Below are 22,430 nucleotides of genomic sequence, written 5' to 3'. Positions count from 1 at the left end.
GACGACATCCTATTCCATAGTTTGTAGAGATTCGACTTTAAATTCTTATCAAATTCTTCTATGGTTACTTTGTCTATTCCAGCTGCGCCCTTGTTCGACTTCACTTTCTCATAGGCTTCTACTATGAGCATTTTTGGAATTTTAAATGACTTTGCTTCTTGCATTGGTTCCTCCTAATAATAATTTTACTCTTAGTTGACTAATTCAATTAGCTGAATAATGTATTCCCTTCGCTCAGTTCCCATTACAAGAACCTTCATTACTACTACGGAATACTCCGCCCCTGTGCTCCGCATCGGTACTCTTAGCCTTACAGGGCCTCTGCTTGGCTGTCTCCCTTAACATCGGAACGACAGGTTCCCAAGTTCCATAACAACGCCTCCATACAGATCATGTCACCTTTGTGCCGGATGCCGTCTGGTCAGTAAAACAGGTTTCTTCCAGACTTATCCCAGGTTAACGACTTCCCCCTGGTTTTGACATCGTTTCTATGCTTTCGACATGTCATCAGTGATTCCCTTGCGGTCATCTTCTGTATAGTTATCTGACAGTTCTAGACTGCCTTTTCCGTATCGCTCACCACCACATCTCTTAAATGCAGCAGCATACGGTGATTTGAAATCAGTTCCTGCAAACCAAATTCGGAGGGCCTTCCTCCATCGTCATTATAGCATCGAAATTTATCCAAATAGGATAAATTTCGTTCATGGCGCACTGTCATCCGCATAACGGACCATCTTTACCAATGGATTGTGTTTCTCTAACCATTTATCAACACAGTAATGCAAATATAAATTGGCAAGTAATGGACTAATTACTCCTCCTTGAGGAGGGTAGATATTCTAAATGCATATGAACGTCATTTTCCAAAACAAATCCTTTCAATATCGTTACATCCTCAGCTTTGCGTATCGTTATCAGCAAACTTCGGCAACGAATCTGAATGATACCCTTTAAAACAGCGCATCGGTGTTTTCTGCACCAGATGATATGTACGCTAAGCCGAGAAACCGTATGTCCACTACTTCGTTGTTCCGTCAATCTAGTAAAAGTCCGTATTTTTGAAAGCTAAAACGAGATACACTAAAGTGGATAGTTTAAACTACTTTTGAGACCAAATAAAGAATTATCTCTAATCCCAATAGCAATCTCCAAAAAGGTTATGATCAATAAAAAATCATTTTTCTTACTCTTATTTTTAACACTCGGATCACTAAATCTTAGCGCTCAAGATGGTCAAACTCTTGAAGTAAAATCGGCGCATAATGAACTCGCAGATATTCCCGGTGAAACCATGGGACAAAAGCTAGAAAGTCTGCTTTTCTGGTTGCAAGAAGAAAAGGAACGTCGCTTTCCGATCATGCACGTTATTTTTCCGAGTATTCCTATTCCTGCTGCTGCCCACAGTACTCCGTTAAAAGCGTATAAGAACATTACGCCAAAGTGGGAGGACGACACGACCTTGGATGCATATATGAATGATCATCATGTTAAAGGCGTTATCGTGATAAAAGATAATCAAATTCGGTTGGAAAAATATGCCGACGACAGCAATCACAAGACGCTTTGGACTTCATTTTCCGTCGCTAAATCTGTTTCTTCTATGTTGGTGGGAGTCGCGTTAAAAGAAGGTACTATTGAGAGTTTAGAAGATCCTTTAAAAAAATATATTGATGAATTTAATAATTATGACTATGGCGAAGTAACCGTCCGTCAACTGTTAACGATGACTTCGGGAATTGAATGGAACGAGGACTATGAAGACCACGACTCCGATGTTGCACAAATGTATCTCAGTCCTTGCGAAAATACTGAAGCCCATATTTTAACTTATATGAAGCCTTTAAAATTTGCCCACAAACCGGGAACGTATTGGAACTACAGTACCGGTGAAACTGATTTAGTGGGGATTTTGGTCCAGAAAGCCTCAGGTATCAGTTTAGCGGAATATCTCTCTGAAAAGATCTGGAAACCTTTTGGTATGGAGTCTGACGCCTATTGGCTAGCGGATGAGTGTAGTCATCTCAATTTGGGTGGAAGTGGGCTTTCGGCGAGTTTAAGAGATTTCGCACGACTGGGAATGCTAATGTTGGACGGGGGTGAAATTGGTGATAAAAAAATACTTTCAGAGGAATGGTTAAAGGATGCCACGTCACTACTTTATCAAACCATGGACCAGGGCGATGGCTATGGCTATTTATGGTGGCGTTTTAAAGATGGAAGCTATGGTGCTTTCGGGATTTTTGGTCAAATGATTTATATCAATCCTCATAAAAACCTTGTCATCGCCCAAATGGCAGCCTGGCCAAAAGCTAGTTCTAAAGAACTCACTCAAGGTAGACAGGCTTTTATCGATGCCGTTCAACGCGTGATTGATTAAAGAGAGACTATCTCAAAAAAGTAACGCTTATTGAAATCACTTCCACTAAATATCAAGGTTTGTAGCGCGCACAAACTGCGTTGTGATTTAACAGGTTGCTGCAATGCAATCTTCCACTACTAATCCAATTTACGGTTGGCAGTAATTTCACGAAATTATTCGGCTAACAACCAAAGACAAATTAAAAAATGAATACCAATCAAACCTTCAACATCGAATTTTTAGGAATTGGAATAATGCTATTTATATTGGTGATTATTCCTTTTTACTTTATGGCAAAACATCAATCCTATAAACTGCTTAAAAAAGCATCATTTATTGTGTTTGTAATATTGGCATTACTTACTGTTGGTATTTTTATAATTGGGGTGGTATTTAATTCATTTATTGCCATATTGGGTGCGCCAACTTTGATATTTTTCGTGTATTATCTAATCCTATATTTTATTGCAAAATACCAAGACACAAAAAAGATAAAATCATCCGTATTATTTTACCTTATTCTAAGTTTATTTTTTATTCCTGTTCTATTTTCAATTATTGACTTAGAAGTTTTTTCCGAATTTTTTATTGATTTATTAGTAGAACCAATAGATATGAAATGAGTATGATTTTTAATCTATAAAAAACTACTGTTGTCACTATAAACGTTATACAGGCCCATAAATTCCGAAAATCCACAATCATTAAAACTTTTTCATAGCTTTCCTATTTTATCTACTATACCGTCCGTTTTAACTCTGAAAAGCTAAAAACAAGTTTATTAAGTACTGATGCTCCATTACTATATTATATAAAAAACCAGGAATCCTTGCCCTACTCTTTCAGTTATTGAGTATTCTACTCTAGAAATTGTTCAATGGTTTGCGTTTGCATAGTTGAAGTTGTAAGAACAGCTTCTCGTCATCCTATTTTCACCCTACATAACTAAACTTTCAATACAGATCCTGATCGAAACTTATCAGGTCCATTTTTTTTTATAACTTGTACAATAGGCACAAGGGCTATAAATTTCACATGGTTCTAGCCTAAATACAACCCCCGAAATTTACGCGGCCCACCAATTTTCCTCAGGTTAGTACCCGTATGCAATTGTCCGTTACAAATCTTGTCACTGCTTATAGTCAAATTGTTGTGGCCATTTTAAACTCATTTAATGAAAGTCTTTAGAAGAATTAGACATAAGCTGATTTTAGACAATAAAAAAACTCAATACTTAAAATATGCCTTGGGTGAAATAATATTGGTGGTTATCGGAATATTGATTGCGTTGCAGATTAATAATTGGAATCAATCGAATAAAGATAAAAATTCTTTGAATGAATATTTGATTAAAATAAAATCACATACGACAGAAGATATAGAACAGTTAGAAGAATTATCTAATGGAAGAAAAAAAATTGCTGATCTATGTAAAAAAGCACGAAATAGTATCTTGAATAAAACCGAAAAAGACAATCTCTTTTTGTTCAAGATCAGTGGCGCTGCCTTTGTAGATTTCTATTTCAAACCTAATTCAGGTGGTTATGAATCTTTAAAAAATTCTGAATTTTATGGTAAAATAAATAATACAAAACTCGATTCACTTTTAGCTAAATATCATAGTTTAGTAGATAGAATTGCAGAGAATGAGAGGAGTTATAACCAATATACAGTTCACCAAGAGAATTTTCTGGATACCCAGATCGATAGGTCACTTATTTTGGCATCTGCATTTATGCCATTAGATTCCTTAACAACAAAAGTCACACTTCAATCCGAGTATGACCAGGAATTTATAGATTATACAGCCAAACCAGCTTATAGAAATGTCATTAGTTTAGCTGCATGGCAATTTGATACAATGATTGAACAATATCAAAAATTAACAGAATTAGGGCATCTAATAATAGAAGATATAGATAAGATAACCGAAGAGTAAAAGGAGAAAATGATAAAAAACAAAAAAGCAAAGTGGATTGTACGTATTTTGTTGCTCGGAGGAACAGCAATATCCATGTTTTTCGTGCCTTGGATTTTGGTGAAAGCTTGGATTTTACCGCTTCCTGATACCGTTCAAGACCAAGTAGAAGAAGCAATTGGACACGGTTTTGACGGTATGATTGTTTATGTGGACCAAACGGGAAAACCAACAGAATATTACACAGCTGGTTGGAAGGATAGAAAAAACAAAATACCAACCGACCCAAAATCATTGTTCAAAATCGCCAGTATTAGTAAGTTATATACCGCTGTAGCAGCTACAAAATTGGTCAAAGAGAATCGTTTGTCTTTTGATAAAACACTCGCTTATTATCTTCCCGAATTTAAAGATAGGATTGAAAATGCTGAAGAAATAACTTTGAGGATGATGATTCAACACCGTTCTGGTATTCCAAATTTCACTGATAATCCAAATTATTGGCAAAATGAACAGGAAAATAACCTAAATGCCTTGGATTTTGCGCTAGACCTACCAGCGAGTTTTAAACCCAATAGAGGATATGAATATTCAAACACAAATTATTTATTGCTTCGTAGGATTATGGATGATATTCTAGGATATAGTCACAATAGGTATATACAAGAGAAAATATTGAATCCCCTAGATTTGAAAAATACCTTTTTTTCAATTACTGAAGTAGATTTAGATGATGTTATGAGTGGATATTATGTAGGATATGAGGAAGATTTTAAAGCGCGTGAATATGGGATGTTGGCTACAGCAGAAGATGTTGGTATATTCTTGCGAGCCTTAAACGATGGTTCTGTATTTGACGAGGGCGAAAAGGAAATCTATCCATATGAATATAATCATGGAGGTTTGGTTGTAGGTTATCAGAGTCTAGCAGAGTACCACAAAGATATTGATGCTGTAGTTGTTCAATTCATCAATACTACGGACTTTGAAGGTTATGAATGGAATTTATCAGAAATTACCATTAACCGAATTGTGAAAATAATTAAAAAGAATACTAACTAAATTCTAGTAAAGTAGAATATGCCACTCAAAAGCTAAGTCTTCTACCTCTTAAATTAATGTATGATAACTTCTCCTAATCGACATGAAATTATCTAGAAGTACTATTTTTATGCAAAATGAAATTGCTGCATAGACTCCCGTTGGTAACACCCTAAGTAAATGAAGAAAAATAGAAAATACATTCTCTTTATTGGAATAATCGCATTGCTTTTTGTTGGATACTTAATTGCCGACAATATGCTCTACAACGGAATAAAACCAAAATCTATAAATGGTTATGGCTTTCAAGCAGACTACTTTGTAAAAAACAATACAAATAGTAAAGCAGCAGTAATTCTAGTTGGAGGAGGACAATGGGGAAATTACTGGGCACAGCAATTTGCTGTTAAGGATATGGTCGGTTTGTCTATACCTTATACAGGAAAAGAAGGTTTACCAAAACTGCCTGAAGAAATTGAATTAGAATACTTTGAAAACGCCATTAATTGGCTTATAAATCAGCCTGAAGTTGACCCAAGTAAAATAGTTGTTATGGGAGCATCAAGAAATGCGGAATTAGCATTAGTAATTGCTTCCACATTCACTGAGTCTATTAGCGGAGTTGTGGCCTATGCGCCAAGCTCTGTTTCTTGGTCTAATACAGTTTTGCCATACAATTCCGACGAATTGAAATCGAGTTGGAAATATAAAGGAATTGATATTCCATATGTGCCAATGCATAAAATCATAGGGAACGAATCGAATAAAATTAAATTGCTGGAATATTGGAAAAGTGGTTTAGCAAAAACAAATTTCATAACCCAAGCAGCAATCAAAGTAGAAAAGATTAATGGACCAATCATACTTTTTTCTGGAAAAGATGACAAGGTGTGGCCATCATCAATTATGGCTGATATGATAGAAAAAAGATTAGAAGATAATAGTTTTGAACATTCCTTTAAGAATATAAAATATGACAACGCCGGACACTTAATTTCTAATAATCCTGAGGATAAGTCGAGTTATAGAACTGGGAGTATACATATCGATGGAAAAGATTATGAATATGAATTTGGCGGAAATGATAATGGTGATTTTAAAGCAAAACAAGATGCCAAAATGAAATTAATGGAATTCCTAGAAAGTATATAAATCCGAGTACAAAACAATTGCAATTATAGTAGACGGGTCCGCCCCTAAGTAGGACCCAACAGCGCTTCTCCAATGCTAAGGCCTTCACGAATAGCTTGGTACATGGTTAAAATGGATTAGAACAAGGCTATATCTCATTCTTTGTGGATAGTTTTTATAATTACCGTACCCCTCCCCTTCCATTCTGTCAGACATACCAATACGTTGTTTTGTTAGAAAATAGTGCAGATATCTTTACCTTTTACTACACTCTAACCAACTCACCAACCAAATTCCTTAACTCATCAGATATTTTCCTTGGTTCATTGTTCTATTATTGAACACAAAGTCGCTATGAAATAGATTTGTTCTATCAAATTATAACAATAAAATTCAACAAACTATGAAAAGAGAAATAGTATTTTTAAGAGCTTTTGCAGTAACTACTGTAGTCGGAATAACTTGTATAATCTCTATGGCATTCAAAGTAAATGGCAATCAAAAATTCAGTGAAATAGATGTGGAAAGGATTAATATAGTAGAAAAAGATGGAACCGTAAAAATGATTATTACAAACGTGGAGCGATTTCCAAACGGGAATGACAAAATCAACGAAAGGCCAACAAATGTAAACAGAAAAAAACGATCAGGAATGCTATTTTTTAATGAAGATGGAATAGAAAGTGGCGGATTTATTTATGATGGACAAAAAAATGAAAACGGTCACAGTTCGGGGTTATCATTAACATATGATCAATATGATGGCGACCAAGTAATGCAGCTGCTTACACAAGATTATCAAAAAGGAGACAAAAGATTTGTGAGCAGTAGTTTAGCTTTTAATGATAGACCAAGTAAAGAGTCCCAATTGAAAACAGCCGAAATAATGAAAGAACTAGAAGAGCTACGCAAGTCAGACCCACAAGCTATGATGACTAAACAAAAGGAATATATGGATAAAGGGTTGATAGGTGGTGTACCAAGGGTATTGCTAGGTAAAACACGAAGTCAGAATAACGGCTTGTTTCTTTTTGATGATAAAGGACTACCAAAGGCAATGTTTTATGTAGACAAAGAAAACAATGCTAAACTCGACTTTTATGACGAGCATGGAAATACGATTGCATCGTTCCCAGAAAAAAACAAATAACCTATTTATTATAATAGCACTATAGTGATATAGTGCTATTTTAGATTTAGTATCAAATGAAAAAACCATTACATATCGGATATTCTAATCGGCATTTTTTGCTATTCATTTTACTGTTTGCATATTTACAATCTGTATATACGCGCATTGTAGTAAGGGAAGAAATTAACGCTTATATATTTACCCCAGAATCAGCATTTGCTACACTAGTTTCCGTATCTGTTCTTTTTATAATCATACTCTTTTTTATAAAAAATTGGCAAAGATCCGATGTTTTTGAGATGAAAAAAATGTTGAAAATTTTCGGTGCTTCGCTACTTACTTTCCTAATTACAATGCAAATAATTGGGTTTTTAATTGCTTTTAGTTTTGATAATATTGAACGAAATTTTAATCAAAAAACTCTTATTCTTACTACCTTTTCTAATCTTTTAAACGGCTTTATTTACGGCAGTTTTTTTCTAGCATATTATTATTATCATCAAAACTTAATAAAACAGAAGAAACTAATTAAATACAACCAGGCGATTTCAGAAAATAAAATCAACCAACTAAAAACACAGCTTAACCCTCACTTTCTTTTTAACAACCTTAATGTTTTAGATCAACTGATTGATGAGGACAAAGATAAAGCATCTTATTTTTTGAATGAATTTGCAGATATTTATAGATATGTTTTACAAGCCTCAGACAAAACATTTGTTACTATAATGGAGGAACTTATTTTTGCACAACACTACTTTAAATTGATACAACATAAGTATGGGGACGCATACCAATTAGTAATTGAAAGCCAAAATTCTGACGGCTATATCGTTCCACTCTCCTTACAGTTACTAATTGAAAATGCTGTTCAGCATAATTTAGGAACAGCAGAAAATCCTGTGATTATAAAAATTAATACAAACAAAAGCATTCACGTAACAAACAATTATATTACCAAACGAAATGCAAAATCAACTTCAGGAAGAGCATTAAATAACCTAAAAGAGCAATATAAATTGTTAACTAGTAATCCTATTGAAATTCAAAAGACTGATAGCACATTTTCTGTAATAATTCCTATAATTCATACATTAGAACAGTGATAAAAATTCTCATTATTGAAGACGAAATCCCTGCAAGAAAGAAACTAAAAAGATTTCTAGATGCATTAGAAACCAATACCGAAGTGGTAGTAGAGATTGATACTGTAGAAACAGCAATTGATTTCCTTAATAACTCTAGCGTAGATCTAATATTTTCAGATATTGAATTATTAGATGGCAATGCTTTTGAAATCTACAAGCAGGTACAAGTTTCTTGCCCAATTATTTTCACTACAGCTTATGATCAATTTTTGATGGATGCTTTTGAAAGCAATGGAATAGCTTATTTATTAAAACCATTTTCCCTAGAACGTTTTCAATTAGCTTGGAATAAGTTTCTTTTATTTAAAAATTCATCTTCCAATGAAAATCAACAACTGAACAATCTTACAAAACTTATTCAACAGAACTTCGAAAAAAAGACTTATAAAAAACGGTTTTCCATTAGTACGCATCAGGGAATTTACTTTTTAGACACGGAAAACATTACTTTCTTTGAAGCCAGTGAGAGTGTTATTTTTGCGTTTGATATAACAGGAAAGAAACATTTATTAAACAAATCCACTTTAAACGAGATAGAAAGACAGCTTAGTCCAGAGTGTTTTTTTAGAATCAATCGCAGTACACTTATAAGCAAACGACACGTAGAAAAAATAGAACGGTACTCCAAAAATATCTTAGCCATAAAAATTAAAGCTGGCAAAAACTATCTTAAAACTAGTCAAAGCAATACAGCTTCTTTTCGAGAATGGATTGAAAAGTAAAAGTGATTACACCATCTAGCAGACAAGCCTACCTATGTCGGTAGACAGGTCCGCCTATGCAGGCGGGCATACGTCACGCTCGTACTAAAGCAATTCAATCTAGTCACTTTATACATAGTGATAACCGTAACCAATATTGGTAAACGGAGATTCATAATTCTACTAGAAAATTTTGCAGAAACCTATACCGTCTCCAAACACCTTGGTCATCTCGAAATTAGAACTACGGAAACCTATGCCAAAATCATCGACAAGAAAACGAAGGAAGCTACGAACTTACTTCTCAAATTGAATTTGGATTTGTTGTAACCCTCTGTTAGACGATCATTCGATAGATATTCTATTGAAAATATCATATATTAGTTACTCTTAAAAAATAGAGGTTTAATAACTTGTTATTACATATAATCATTGTGGTTCATTTGATCAAACCCATAAAAAAATATATTACAGAATTTAACAGGAGTAAAATTTCCAACCAGCCTAAAATATGGACACCACAGAAGATTTTAAACAATTTGAAAACCTAGAAGAAGAACAATTACCTGTTGCCAAACATAAATTACATGATTGGACCCATTTTGCAGGACTATATGCTGCTGAGCATGTAGCGGCAACGGAATTTGTCATCGGGGCTACCTTCGTCGCGCTGGGAGCCAAGACCATGGATATTATTCTTGGTCTTTTGATTGGTAATATTCTCGCCGTATTGAGCTGGCGATTTATCACCTCCCCTATTGCAGTTGATACGCGCTTGAGCCTCTATACCTATCTAAATAAGATTGCCGGAGATTCCATGACCCAATTGTACAACTGGGCTAATGTCATCATATTTTCTGTGATTTCGGCGGCGATGATAACGGTCTCGGCGACCGCTGTTCGTTTTGCCTTTGATATTCCTGCGCAACTCAATTGGTATCCGACCAATGCCTGGTTTATATTGATTGTTATAGCCGTGGGCATCGTTGTGGTTTCCATTGCGCTCTATGGATTTAATGCCGTTTCCGAATTCTCGGGTATTTGTGCGCCTTGGCTTTTTGTGATGTTTACGAGTGGTGCCATGGTGCTCCTCCCCGCTTTGTCTTTAGCTGTTTTGGATAAAACTTTACCCTCTGGATGGGCCGATTTTATAACCTTGGGCGACCAATCCATTTGGACGGGCATCAACAGCGACGGCGACTCCGGAATCGGATTGGTCGAAGTCATCGGCTTCGGTTGGGCCGCTAATACCATTACACATTTCGGATTGATTGATATGGCCCTCCTCCGTTTTGCAAAAAAGAAGAACTACGGATATGCCACCAGTACCGGTATGATGTTCGGTCACTATGTCGCATGGATCGCTGCCGGAATTATGGGTGCCGGTGCTGCCGCTATTTTAGGAAAATCCATCGTAGAATTAGATCCAGGCGATGTGGCGTATTACGCCCTCGGTTGGTCAGGATTTGTGATTGTTATTGTTGCCGGTTGGACAACCGCCATTACGAATTTATATAGAGCAGGATTGGCCGCACAGGCGATTTTCTTTAACCATTCCCGAAAGCTAACGACTATCGTAGTCGGAGTAGTAACTGTAGTCATTGCCTGTTTCCCCTTTGTTTTTTCGCAGATTCTGCCACTACTCACCTATGCAGGGCTATTGGTGGTTCCCGTAGGCGCGATTGTGTTTGCCGAACATCAGATTTTTCCACGTATCGGCTTTACACGCTATTGGTCTTCGTATCGCAAGTTGACCTTTAGTTTGCCTGCCGTTGCGTCTTGGGCCTTAGGCTTGGTCTTCGGTTTTGGACTGAATGCCATTGATGTGATTTCTTTCTATTATCTCTTTATCCCGACATGGTTTTTTACCATCATTGTGTATACACTGCTCGCGTCTAAGTATGGGGCGAAAGAAAAGTATGTAGCGGAAGTGAAAGAAGAAGAGGTTCGTAATGAAACTATTGAACGCTTTCAAGAGCAACAAGCAAAAGAGGAAGTAGTTATTCCGAAGGATGTTTCTATGTTCTCGAAGGGATTAAAATTTATTGCGATTGTCGCTTTGGTCGCCACCTTGGTGTTAGCTAGTAATGTCATGTTCGGAAGTGCATCAGAAACGGACTATCTCGAAAATCGAGAACTCTTTTATACCTACGCTTTTATTTGTACCATCATTTATTTCGTACTCGCCTATTGGGCGTTGAAACGAGGAAAATCTAAAAAAGAAGTAATCTAATGGAAAACCCAATACAACTCAATCAAGAAAATTTAGCGCAAATCGGAAGCCGTATACCCGTGCCGAACTATAATCGGACTTCGGATACAGCGGACATCGTACATATCGGCGTAGGAGGATTCCACCGATCTCATTTAGCATATTACGTAAACGAGCTCAAAAAAGGCGGTGCGGCCTCCGCACTCTGTGGCATTGGTTTGCGCGAAGCGGATGCCAACCTCCATGAAATTTTTAAAAAACAAGACCACCTGTACACCTTGATGGTCAAACACCCGGACGGAAAAATCGAACCTGAGGTCATTGGGTCCATCGTAGATTTTAAAATGGGCACCACCAACCCCGAACCCGTCATCGCGCAAATGGCGCATGCCGATACTAAAATTGTTTCGCTGACCATCACTGAAGGAGGATATAATTTCAACCCCACCACGGGAGAATTCAATTTTGACAACCCAGACATACAACACGAACTTCAAAACCCTGCGGAACCGAAAACGGTCTACGGTTTTCTAACCGAAGCCTTAAAAAGACGCCGAGCTACAGGCTTGCCTGCTTTTACCATCTTGTCTTGCGACAATATTGAGCACAATGGCGATATGGCGCGTAAGATGTTACTCGCCTTTGCCGAAGTGCAAGACAAGGGGTTGGCGAAATGGATAGCCCAAGAAGTCTGCTTCCCCAATAGTATGGTTGATCGGATTACACCGGTAACAACGAAATCAGATATCGAAACCCTTGCACAAAACTATAGCGTGCAAGATGCTTGGCCCGTTACCTGCGAACCTTTTATACAATGGGTAGTAGAAGATAAATTTTCGAATGGGCGGCCCGCTTTTGAATTGGTTGGCGTACAATTCGTTCCTGATGTGGGGCCTTATGAGAAAATGAAACTACGACTGCTCAATGCCGGACATTCAGTATTGGGGATTTTAGGAGCTCTTCACGGTCACCCCACCATCAATGCCTGCATAGAAGACCAAACCTTCAAAACCTATTTACGGGCCTACCTAGACCAAGAAGCTACACCCATTTTGGGAAACATTGAAGGCATTGATTTGGAAGACTACAAAGACAGTCTATTAGAGCGTTTTGCCAACCCGAATATCAAAGACAGTGTCAGCCGTATTTGTTCGGAAAGCTCCGCCAAATTGCCAAAATTTTTAATTGCTACTATACATGATAATTTAGCTACTGGTGGCAGTATCAAGTTTGCAACCTTAATCATTGCTGCCTGGTGTTATTATAGTGATAAAGGAAAGGATAGACTAGGGCATCCAATCGAAATTATCGATGCCATGAGCACCGAACTACATCAAGTGGCCAAACAAACTACAACCGACCCTTTAGCCTTTATAAGACAAGAATCTCTATTTGGTAATCTTATTAAAAATGAGCGATTTACAAAGTTATATACAGAGGCAGTTCAGAAAATATATGAGGATGCCAATATCAAAAAGTATATGGAGGATATCATTTAAAATTTACAATTGAGATTATTAAAAGCGAAAAAATAAACAAATAAAAAACGCATCACAATCGATTGGATGGCTCCGCCATCTAATGACGGAGTGCACCCCTCAAATGCCATAGCATTCACGAATACCTTTTTCCAAAAATAAGTTTCCAAACGTATAGGTCACATTAAAATTAAACCTATGTCAAAATCATCGACAAGAAAATGAAGGAAGCTGCGAACTTAATTCTCAAATTGAATTTGGACTTTGTAGGCGTGGTTTAGAGGTACAGTGGATATCTTAATTTAATATTACTTATATTAGATACATATAATGTAGCTATCAGGTAACTCGTTACTATTTCCTTACATTGTACCCATTCAAAACGAAATTATGAGAATGCTATTGAATAAGTTTAAAACGCTAACATTCTCAATTTTGTTTATAGTAATGGTCACCAGTTGTAATACAAAAGACAAGAACAAAGCGACTATTAAAAACTCACAAAAGGCTCCTTCTCAAAACGTCATTTCAGCCGTAATTGATTCTATTAATTCAGAAATAAATAATGGAGATTATGGATTAATTGACCGCTTTATGGTCATACAAAATGACGAGTTGCTGGCAGATTATAAATATGAACAGGACTATGAAGCCATTGTTCAAAAATATGACACTACCAATCATCAATACAATTTTAACAGTACAGATTGGCATCCATACTACAAGCAAACTGAATTGCACACACTTCAGTCTGTTACCAAAAGTATTACATCAATCCTTTTTGGTATTGCGCTGGATTTGAATGAGGATTATAATGTTGACAACAAAGCACTGCCTTTGCTGAATGGTTATGACATTGACTTTCGGGATAAACGAAAACAAAATATATCCATTGAAGATTTATTAACTATGAGAAGTGGATTACAATGGAATGAAGAGACTGATCATAATGATACTACAAATGACTGTTTTAGGCTGGAATCAAGTGACAACTGGATAGAATATGTATTGAGTAAACCTATGGATACCATACCAGGAACAAGATTCGTGTATAATGGCGGCGGAACTGTGCTTTTAGGTAAAATAATTAGAACTATTACAGGCAAACGAATTGACGATTGGGCAGAAGAAAAATTATTTGAGCCACTCGGCATTACAGAATACTATTGGAAAGAAACGCCTGATGGAGAAATTGATACAGAGGGTGGTTTATATCTTAAGGCAGAAGACTTGGCTAAAATTGGTTTATTATTTTTGAACAAAGGGAAATGGAACGGCAAGCAAATTGTATCTGAAAGTTGGGTCACAACATCCACAAGGCATTTACTTAAAAATGTAAAACCTCAATGGCGAAGTGTTACGGGATATGGTTATCAATGGTGGATTCCTGAATATACGGATAATGGCAAAACCAATATTTACTCCGCCAACGGATATGGAGGTCAGTATTTAATGATAGCAGTAGAACATAATTTAATAATTCTCTTTAATGGTTGGAATATAAATGATGAGCCAGAAAAGTCAACTTATAGTGCTTTGCAAGACAGAATAATCCCAGCACTTAAGAATAAATAACTGGGTACAATAAAAGTAACCGTTCCACAAGACCATAAATTTACGAGAACCGTACTCTTTAAGCCCTTTTCAGGGCGTTCTTATTTTGTCTATAGGCTTCCCAAAAAAATCAGACTATTTAATATTCAAAAGATTTCACATGGCTAACAGCATTTCTCAAAAAAATGAGATATAATAATGTACATGTCTCTCCTATAAATAACCTAATCTGCCCTTTTTCTACCTCCAAATCTCCAATCCCCTCGCTTTCAATTGTTAATAACTCTGTTTTCAACCCTAAAATTACCATCATAACTACAATGCAGATCGGTGTATTTTAATTTTCTATGATATCATATAATACCAAATGATATTGCTTATTATATTAGGTTACATCAATTAACACAACATCCTATACACCAATTAGTTGTGGATAACTAATTGTATTTCTCATGGCTTTCAGCCCACCTATTCCCTACTTTTATTTTAACAAACCTATAGAAGGTAAACAAAAGCGCTTTTGTTCATTTCTAAATCTTAAAAGAGAAACAAATGGACACTATTTTAATTTTTGATCGCTTAGATCGTTTGGAAAAACTGTTAACCGCCCATAAAGAGGTGTTAACTTTTGAGGAAACCTGTGACTACACCGGAATATCGAGAAGCTATCTTTACAAACTGACTTCCTCCGGGACTATCCCCCACTCCAAGCCCAACGGAAAAATGATTTTCTTTGAAAAAAGAAAGCTGAACAATTGGCTCCTACAGAACAGTAGAAAATCCAAGGCCGATATCGAAAACGAGGCCCTAAGACACACTCTAAAAAATAGGCGGCCATGATTGTCGGCGAACATCGGGGTCAACTCTACAAGGTAGAGGATGCCAAGAAAAAGACGATCTACGATTATACCATTGAATACTTGGAAGGGAAGTACGATATTATGTACAATGAGATATCCTATGATTTCCAGATATCGTTCAAAAAACGAGCTCAATGGTCTTATCTGAACCTCAATTCCCTGATTATTGAACTTGCCAAAGCTGGTGTCGATATCAGTACTGGGAAACTAGAAATCCTGATCCGGTCAGAACTCATTCCTATGGGCAACAACCCCCATATACGTCAGAAATTCTTTGACAAGGATACGATAGATATTTGGCTATTGGGGGAACCCGATGTTTCGGATGAAACCTTGGAGGAGCAATTTAATAGGTCCTTGTTGAGGAACAGGAAATAATTGAATCCTATGGCTACGGAAAAATTAGATAGAAATTTTAAAGGAATCTGGATTCCGAAATCGATCTACTTGAACTCTGAGGTGAACTGGTATGCAAAAATTTTATTCCTGGAGATACACAGCTTTACCGAAAATGATAAGGAATGCTATATGTCCAACAAGCACATTGCATCTTTTCTGCATATTTCAGAACGGCAAGTCTCTAGGTACGTAACCGAACTAAAGAAATTGGGATGGATAGAAGAAACGGCCTTTGACGGTAGGAAGCGCTATCTGAAAAGTTTGTTGCGTTTCAACGTTTATAATAGCAAGGCTGACAGGACAAAAGCGTCGGAACAGCGTAGACAGTATAGTCCAGGCAGCATAGATAAAAATGTCTACCATAATAAACCAGTAACAAAACAAAGGATAAAACAATTTACCTTTTTAAAAGAAGAAAAAGAAAATAGAAGTCCAATCTTAGAATAGACGATATGGAAAAGGGATGGCTAAATCAAATTTCGGAACATCAAACAGTGCGCAAACAGCTTTGCAACCCAGAGCTTTTTAAAAAAGTTTTTTTTAAGTCGGCAGTAGAGTTTTACGCCCCTTTGGAGATCAATTTCGAGGTAGACGCTACAAATAAGAACTTCTTAAGGCATTTCTGTAAGTATTGGAATGGTGACCCCCAATTCGAAATTTTGGAGAACATATCGCTTAAAAAAGGGTTGTTGGTTTTTGGTTCTTACGGAACCGGCAAGACATCGAGCTTTAAGATCATCCAGAACATGTCTCAACAATATCGAATTCCAGAATTGTGGTTTCCCATCATTGCAGCGCAAGAGGTAGTAGCGAAATATAATGCCGTAAGAAACAAGGACGAGATTATAGAATATTATTCTAAGGGGACTTTTCTCTTCGATGACCTAGGTACTGAAACGGTGGGAAACAATGTATACCAATACGGAAAGGAAGAAGTATTTGTCAGGATACTTTTAAACCGCTATCGGAACTTTGAAAGTTTGGGGACAAAGACCCACATAACGACCAACTTGAGTTTTGCTCAAATAGAGAACCGCTACGGAACACAGATTTCAGATCGGTTTATAAGAATGTTCAATCAGTTAAAGTTGGATGGCCCTAGCCGAAGAAAATAGCTTGAGAAAGAAAAGGAAAATTCAATAGGATTAATGTTTTCGTTCTAACAAAGGTATTCTTAACCGAGATGAAACAAAAACAATGGTATAGCAAGAGGGTAACGGGCAGAGCCGCGTTACGTATTTATTTAAATCGCCAACACGATGATTACTAGGTGGTTATAAAAATAATGTTTTTTTTCCAATTTTATAAATTTGCGACAAACACCCTGTAAACCCCAACCTTTTAGGAAGAATTTGCGACAAAACAGAAAATTATGAAGTCATTTCAAAGTATACGCTTTAAGAAAGAAACAGTCAAGGATTTCCAAACCTTTTCGAGGAAGTTTTTTAAGACGCATACGGAGGCGCTACAGGCTATGCTGGACTTTTTCCTCTATAACGAGATTTCCCCAAAGGAATCCCTTGGACCCAATGGGAGGACCATAACTAACCTGATCAAAAAAAGGTTTAATGCGATGGCGGCCATGATGAAAAATATTGAAAAACAAGGGATACTCCCAACCAAGACCATGCTAGAACTTTTATTTGAGCACTCGCCCAAAAAGAAACAAGAACAAGCTCCATTGTTACTGTACGGTCAGGATACTGATCCGGAAAGGGATATGTTTTTTAAAAAGGTGGAGCAGGCCCTTATTATGGAAAAGGAAAATACCAACCTTAAACGAGACCTAAGGCAAAACAGGGTGGAGTTTTATTTAGTGCTCAAAAAGTTACACCTGGTAAAGAGCAGTTTTGGGAAACCTAGATTACAATTGGATATGACCCTTGCAGATTTTGAAAGGCTTAAAATGAAAATAGAAAAAGAATTGCACTAGTATAACGTTATTGGATGATTCGAAAAACGAATCCAGTCCCTGCGGAAGTTGAAAAACCTGTGGATTTTTAAACCTCCTCAGGATCGCTCATAAAAGCATGGAGCGTAGAAAAACACCCCATGCCTTTATCTTTGCCAGCGCACAATTAATTGCCATGGATAAAATGAAAAACCTCTCCAATTTACTTAAGCAAGTGCGCCCTACTCGATTTTTTCTTGTCGTTTATCTTTCCGAACACGACAAAAATCGAAAAGGATCCATGCGCAAAGTTCTTGGGTAAGATTTGGGGGGTTAAGATAGGTGATAACATTTATTGGAAATAAATATCCATAAATGTAATGTACTTTAGACCTCAATAAGTTCGGAGTGATATTTTAAATTTATCAGCTTCTTTATATTTTAATAATCTACATAATTATCCATTAGTTCTGTAGTGTTTTTATTTAAAACCACGACATATTTGGAAGTCTTCCTTGAATAAATTTTACAACCTGTGTAAAATTCGCATTTTGTAAGGCCCTGATAATATTCTCTTAATTGAAATTGTTCCCACTCATTAAAAAATAACATTGATATTTGAATACATATACTTACTATATATTATGATAAAGGTTTAATGGAAACCGATTTCTCTAATCTAAACTTGAAAGTATAGATTTTCCCTAAGAATATTTCTAATTTTTCCTTTTAGTTTTCAAAGACTTCTTTCTCTTTAAAAAGTACATTTTAAAACCAGTTATATACAGCGTTATCGGCACCAACCCAGAAATGAAGACCAAAAGCCTTCCATATATCCCAGCAATTTCTCCAGTGTGAATTGGATAAAATTGGGCTGTAATCTTATTGCTATTTAGATCGGTGTGAAATTGAGTTAAACTTAATACTTCGTCGGTTTTAGTTATTTTTAATTCTTTGCTTCTTCTAAATCCTGGTTCTATAAAACGATCTTGGATATATCTAAAGTGAAAATCCTTATTATTTTTACTAGGGAAATAAATAGCTCTTAAAGCATAAATAGAGTCAGGTTTCCTTATCAACTCGGTAAACTTAGGCTGTATATCAGAATTGTTGCTTTGTGTCCTCTTGGGACTATCTAGTAGGGTGAAGGCAGCCTTGTAATAACTATTATAAGTAAAATACGCACCCGAAAAGGCAATTAAGGCTAGTGGAATAAAAAAGCTAGCTCCCAGTACTTTATGTAGGTCATAATTAAGTTTCTTTTTCTTGGCTTTCCATTTTATTATAAAGCCCCTTTTTAAATTGTTTCCATAGGCTTTCCACCATATATAGATCCCGGTACACAATATGGATAAAAGAAAAATAATGGTACTACTACCCATTATATATTTGCCAATTTTTGGAATACCCAGAGTACGGTGAATATTTAATAAATCTTCAAAAAACTGTATCGAGACTGATTTTGTACCTAGATAGCTTGCGGTCCGTGGATGGTGGTAATGCGTTTCCCCGTTTTCAAAGATTAAGGATACGGTCTGTTGTTCTCTATAAGGCAGATTAATTCTTATTAAACTATCCTTATGCCTTTTCATTAAATAAGAGGCCGTTTGTAACAATGTTTCTTCAGATATGGTATCTATCTCCGAAACTGTTAATAATTTTGGGTTAAGTGCGGAAGATAATTCCGGTTGCCATACATAAAGCGACCCTGTTAGCCCTGAAATAGAAGCTATCAGGCCGCAGCTTATGCCTAACCAAAGGTGGATTTTCTTAATCGTCCTATTAAAATGTAACAATTGGTTCAATTATTTTTAAAACTTGTACTGTAAGCTCAGCTTGGCATTGGTGCCTTCTCCTGCCCCGGTAAAGGTCGTTAATGGCGACGCCCATTGCGACCTTGCAGGTAGATAATATTCATTCAGTAAATTATTAATTCCAAGGGAAACAGAAATATTAGACTGTAATTGATAGGCCATGGAAAGATTTACCAACGTGTATCCGTTGACGGGGAATTCGGTATGCCTATAAGCCCAATTATCATTGGCATCCAAGAAGGGATCAAATCGATTTCTATCACCTAAATTTGTCAGTCTCAACGAAGTATTTAATTTCTCCGTGGGCTTCCACGAAACATAGGCAGTCAATTTAGGTGCAGAAATTACATCGCCCCCTAAAAATGAAAGATTGTTTGGATCACCAATCTGATGTTTTACTCCTTCTACATAAGAGTAGGAGGTCCCAATTTGCCACCTGTTGTCCAAACTTGTAAAATCTACTGAGATTTCACCTCCATAAATTTGTTGTGGTTGTTTTGAAGGTACAAAAGTGTTGATCTCATCTACAAAAACCACCCCTGTTCCTAAATTCGATGTACTGTAGTACCCAACAGCTTCTAACTGAATATTTGAGAACTTGGACATAAAACCAAATTCATAATTATTGGTTACTGCCGGTTCTAATTGAATGTCGTTAATATTGCTCGCAACCGCAGAACGTAGAACAGAACCAAGATCAGCGATGGAGAAACCTTGAGAATAACTTATATACGGAATAAATTCTTGGTGCTCTATAAACCGTACCCCAAGATTAAAGGCTAGGTTATTAAAAGCAAGCTTTCCGCCTTCCACGGCCACGGACGGATTGTAATTTCCGTCTCCCTTGGGAGAATAGGGAAGGGTGTTGTAGTCCACGATATCCATATTCATATCATCGTATCGCAAACCACCTTTTACAACCCATTGATTGTTAAACTTAAATGTTGCCTGCGCATATGGGGCCCAGTTAATCAACTCTATATTGGGGACCCAAAGCCTGCCATCTAAAAGTCCCTGATTGGTTTTATCTTTTAGTAGGTCTAACCCATAGGTTAAAGAAACATCAATAGCATTGTAGGAGCCAAATTTAGTATTAAAAGTAGGTCTTAACCCATATTTTTCCGCATTGATGACTGATTGCCCCCCATTTTCAAATTTGTCCGAATAAAAAAAGATGTTTTCGGTACTTTGGTAATATAGGTCGGTCTCAAAATTGGTAGTACCGTTAAATATATTGTTCAAATTATAGGTTAATTGTCCATTTATAAGAGTAGATCCCGTTGGTTCTTCGCCGGAGATAACACCTTTTATTCCATAACCCGCTTTTATTTGATAATCGCCTGCTTCGTTAAATACCTGTACCTCGCCAGGAACTGGAATAAATGGGGTATCGTGGACAGATTTGTAAATACTACCACCAATGGACAGTTTCTGATTTTCGCCAAGAAGGTATTCCAATTTCCCAAAGGCACTGTAAATATCGGTATTGTCAAAACCATAGGTGGGGAGTAGTGGTACGCCATCTGCATCGTATTTATTACCAGTCTGCTCCAAACTACCGCTAATATAATATCTGAATTTATTTAGGTTACCTTTTAGGGATTGATATACTCCCCAACCCATGGCATCTTTAGATTTTGCCAAGTTGCTAGTTCCCCAAACATTGGTGGTGCCTTCCAGCCTTTTGTTAGAGGTCGGGTTTTTGGTAATGTAATTTATAAAACCACCATTTCCACCATTTCCAAAAATGGAAGTAGCCCCTTTAATAACTTCTACCCTACTAATATCATTTGGATTTATCGATTTTATCCCCAATTGTCCATTTCTAAGTGGAGTAGATTGTGGAATGCCATCTACCATTACTAAAAGTGATCTTCCGCGCAGGGTTTGGCCCCAATTTGAAAAAGTGCCTGTAGAAATAGCTAGACCAGGAACGGTAAACTCCAGAATGTCGCTAATATTGGTAGTGACTTGTGAAAATTCTTCCAATTTCACCTGCCCAACAACGGATACGGAAGCAGGAATTTCGGAGAGGTATTCTGAATGCCTACTTGCGGAAACAACCACCTCGTCTAGATTGCTGATATCTTCTTTTAGGATAATATTTAACAGCTGATCAGTATTGGATTCTAGACGAACATTTTGAGTTTGACTTTCGTATCCCAGCATACGGATTTTTAATTTGTAACTACCTTGAGGAATAGTTTCCAAATGGTAATTCCCATTAAAATCAGTCATTGTACCCAGTTCAAGCTCCTCAAGATAAAGGGTGGCCCCGGTAATGGGTTGGTTAGATTCATCTGTTATTTTCCCCTGTAAATCTGCTTGCGAAAGTACAGTTAGGGACATCAATAAGGCAGCAGCCAATGTAATAAATTTCATCTATTCTTATTTAGATTGATTAAAAATAGATGCAAATATAGAGTCCAGATATTATTTCACCAAGGTTTTTTATTTATAACCTGAGTTCGACGTAAGAATTTCGATTATTATTGGGTTTTTACACCATAGAAAAAGCGGAAATTTAGTATATTTAAGTGTCTAAAAATCAAATATTTAACTAAATTATCCGCCATGATTTCCAATGATAAAATTACTGAAATTTTCTTCAATATTGATGAGTTTTCTAAGGTTTTTGAGCCTGCTCTAAGACAAAACCTTCTAACACAGGGCAAAAAGACTAGAAATAGACCCGGTAGGATGTCCAGTAGCGAGGTGATGACCATTTCAGTTATCTATCACGTGAGCGGCTTTAAAAACTTTAAGCATTTTTATATTTTTTATGTACA

Annotated in this window: 21 protein-coding genes and 2 pseudogenes; 18 read left to right on the top strand and 5 right to left on the bottom strand. The window is 36.5% G+C overall.

The features are described 5' to 3' along the window. Positions 1–553: 553 nt before the first annotated feature. From H344_RS21755 to H344_RS21525, 3 genes and pseudogenes are all read right to left on the bottom strand, one after another. Positions 554–727 carry a hypothetical protein gene (locus tag H344_RS21755; RefSeq protein ID WP_157378328.1) on the bottom strand — a complete coding sequence of 58 codons (174 nt, stop codon included), beginning with the start codon at positions 725–727 and terminating at the stop codon, positions 554–556. Beyond that, complete coding sequence (locus tag H344_RS22465; RefSeq protein ID WP_240485000.1) at positions 705–788, bottom strand: reverse transcriptase family protein; 84 nt, start codon at positions 786–788, stop codon at positions 705–707. The genes H344_RS21755 and H344_RS22465 overlap by 23 nt, the downstream gene beginning before the upstream one ends. Positions 789–831: 43 nt before the next feature. Next, positions 832–1,041, bottom strand: a pseudogene (locus tag H344_RS21525) (transposase); the annotation flags it as partial. 121 nt (positions 1,042–1,162) lie between these two features. On the opposite strand from H344_RS21525, the gene H344_RS0115385 reads away from it, so the two are divergent. The 17 genes from H344_RS0115385 (at position 1,163) to H344_RS0115300 (ending at position 18,149) form a co-directional block, all read left to right on the top strand. Then, entirely contained in the window at positions 1,163–2,380 is a 1,218-nt protein-coding gene (locus H344_RS0115385; RefSeq protein WP_026811111.1) for a serine hydrolase domain-containing protein, read from the top strand. A 188-nt stretch (positions 2,381–2,568) separates the two neighbouring features. Continuing rightward, a complete protein-coding gene (locus H344_RS0115380) occupies positions 2,569–2,985 on the top strand; it encodes a hypothetical protein (RefSeq protein WP_026811110.1) in 417 nt (138 codons plus the stop codon). 551 nt (positions 2,986–3,536) lie between these two features. Next, on the top strand, positions 3,537–4,301 hold the full coding sequence (locus tag H344_RS21215; protein WP_026811109.1) for a DUF6090 family protein: 765 nt from the start codon (positions 3,537–3,539) through the stop codon (positions 4,299–4,301). A gap of 9 nt (positions 4,302–4,310) precedes the next feature. Further along, a complete protein-coding gene (locus tag H344_RS0115370) occupies positions 4,311–5,342 on the top strand; it encodes a serine hydrolase domain-containing protein (protein WP_026811108.1) in 1,032 nt (343 codons plus the stop codon). A gap of 159 nt (positions 5,343–5,501) precedes the next feature. Beyond that, positions 5,502–6,473 carry an acyl-CoA thioester hydrolase/BAAT C-terminal domain-containing protein gene (locus H344_RS0115365; protein WP_026811107.1) on the top strand — a complete coding sequence of 324 codons (972 nt, stop codon included), beginning with the start codon at positions 5,502–5,504 and terminating at the stop codon, positions 6,471–6,473. A gap of 382 nt (positions 6,474–6,855) precedes the next feature. Next, positions 6,856–7,602, top strand: coding sequence for a hypothetical protein (locus H344_RS0115360; protein WP_026811106.1), 747 nt, complete (start codon positions 6,856–6,858; stop codon positions 7,600–7,602). Positions 7,603–7,658: 56 nt separating this feature from the next. Further along, entirely contained in the window at positions 7,659–8,690 is a 1,032-nt protein-coding gene (locus H344_RS0115355; protein WP_026811105.1) for a sensor histidine kinase, read from the top strand. Next, the gene (locus tag H344_RS0115350; RefSeq protein ID WP_026811104.1) at positions 8,687–9,454 is read left to right on the top strand and encodes a LytR/AlgR family response regulator transcription factor; all 768 of its coding nucleotides are present in this window, start codon (positions 8,687–8,689) and stop codon (positions 9,452–9,454) included. The genes H344_RS0115355 and H344_RS0115350 overlap by 4 nt, the downstream gene beginning before the upstream one ends. Before the next feature lie 490 nt (positions 9,455–9,944). Beyond that, positions 9,945–11,666 carry a purine-cytosine permease family protein gene (locus H344_RS0115345; RefSeq protein ID WP_026811103.1) on the top strand — a complete coding sequence of 574 codons (1,722 nt, stop codon included), beginning with the start codon at positions 9,945–9,947 and terminating at the stop codon, positions 11,664–11,666. Continuing rightward, the gene (locus H344_RS0115340; protein WP_026811102.1) at positions 11,666–13,144 is read left to right on the top strand and encodes a mannitol dehydrogenase family protein; all 1,479 of its coding nucleotides are present in this window, start codon (positions 11,666–11,668) and stop codon (positions 13,142–13,144) included. The genes H344_RS0115345 and H344_RS0115340 overlap by 1 nt, the downstream gene beginning before the upstream one ends. 369 nt (positions 13,145–13,513) lie before the next feature. Further along, entirely contained in the window at positions 13,514–14,698 is a 1,185-nt protein-coding gene (locus H344_RS20520) for a serine hydrolase domain-containing protein (protein WP_084148830.1), read from the top strand. A gap of 531 nt (positions 14,699–15,229) precedes the next feature. After that, positions 15,230–15,517 carry a helix-turn-helix transcriptional regulator gene (locus H344_RS0115325; RefSeq protein ID WP_026811101.1) on the top strand — a complete coding sequence of 96 codons (288 nt, stop codon included), beginning with the start codon at positions 15,230–15,232 and terminating at the stop codon, positions 15,515–15,517. Then, positions 15,514–15,915, top strand: coding sequence for a hypothetical protein (locus H344_RS22175; protein ID WP_026811100.1), 402 nt, complete (start codon positions 15,514–15,516; stop codon positions 15,913–15,915). Before H344_RS0115325 ends, H344_RS22175 begins: the two co-directional genes overlap by 4 nt. Before the next feature lie 9 nt (positions 15,916–15,924). Further along, positions 15,925–16,383, top strand: a complete 459-nt coding sequence (locus H344_RS21210; RefSeq protein ID WP_157378326.1) for a helix-turn-helix domain-containing protein — start codon at positions 15,925–15,927, stop codon at positions 16,381–16,383. Positions 16,384–16,388: 5 nt separating this feature from the next. Continuing rightward, the gene (locus H344_RS0115310) at positions 16,389–17,051 is read left to right on the top strand and encodes a P-loop NTPase family protein (protein ID WP_026811099.1); all 663 of its coding nucleotides are present in this window, start codon (positions 16,389–16,391) and stop codon (positions 17,049–17,051) included. A gap of 257 nt (positions 17,052–17,308) precedes the next feature. Beyond that, positions 17,309–17,869 carry a BfmA/BtgA family mobilization protein gene (locus tag H344_RS22015; protein ID WP_205667195.1) on the top strand — a complete coding sequence of 187 codons (561 nt, stop codon included), beginning with the start codon at positions 17,309–17,311 and terminating at the stop codon, positions 17,867–17,869. A 97-nt stretch (positions 17,870–17,966) separates the two neighbouring features. Beyond that, on the top strand, positions 17,967–18,149 hold the full coding sequence (locus tag H344_RS0115300; RefSeq protein ID WP_026811098.1) for a hypothetical protein: 183 nt from the start codon (positions 17,967–17,969) through the stop codon (positions 18,147–18,149). Between the two features lie 394 nt (positions 18,150–18,543). On the opposite strand, the gene H344_RS0115290 is transcribed toward H344_RS0115300, so the two are convergent. Both H344_RS0115290 and H344_RS0115285 read right to left on the bottom strand, forming a co-directional pair. Then, positions 18,544–19,632 carry a PepSY-associated TM helix domain-containing protein gene (locus tag H344_RS0115290; protein WP_026811097.1) on the bottom strand — a complete coding sequence of 363 codons (1,089 nt, stop codon included), beginning with the start codon at positions 19,630–19,632 and terminating at the stop codon, positions 18,544–18,546. A 6-nt stretch (positions 19,633–19,638) separates the two neighbouring features. Then, positions 19,639–22,023, bottom strand: coding sequence for a TonB-dependent receptor (locus H344_RS0115285; protein WP_026811096.1), 2,385 nt, complete (start codon positions 22,021–22,023; stop codon positions 19,639–19,641). 192 nt (positions 22,024–22,215) lie between these two features. Here H344_RS0115285 and H344_RS0115280 point away from each other — a divergent pair. Continuing rightward, positions 22,216–22,430 (top strand): annotated as a pseudogene (locus tag H344_RS0115280) (IS982 family transposase); the annotation flags it as partial.

This window comes from Arenibacter latericius DSM 15913 (assembly GCF_000424985.1).
Lineage (GTDB): Bacteria > Bacteroidota > Bacteroidia > Flavobacteriales > Flavobacteriaceae > Arenibacter > Arenibacter latericius.
The sequence above is the reverse complement of the archived record's forward strand: the minus strand, read 5'-3'. Positions and strand labels throughout refer to the sequence as shown.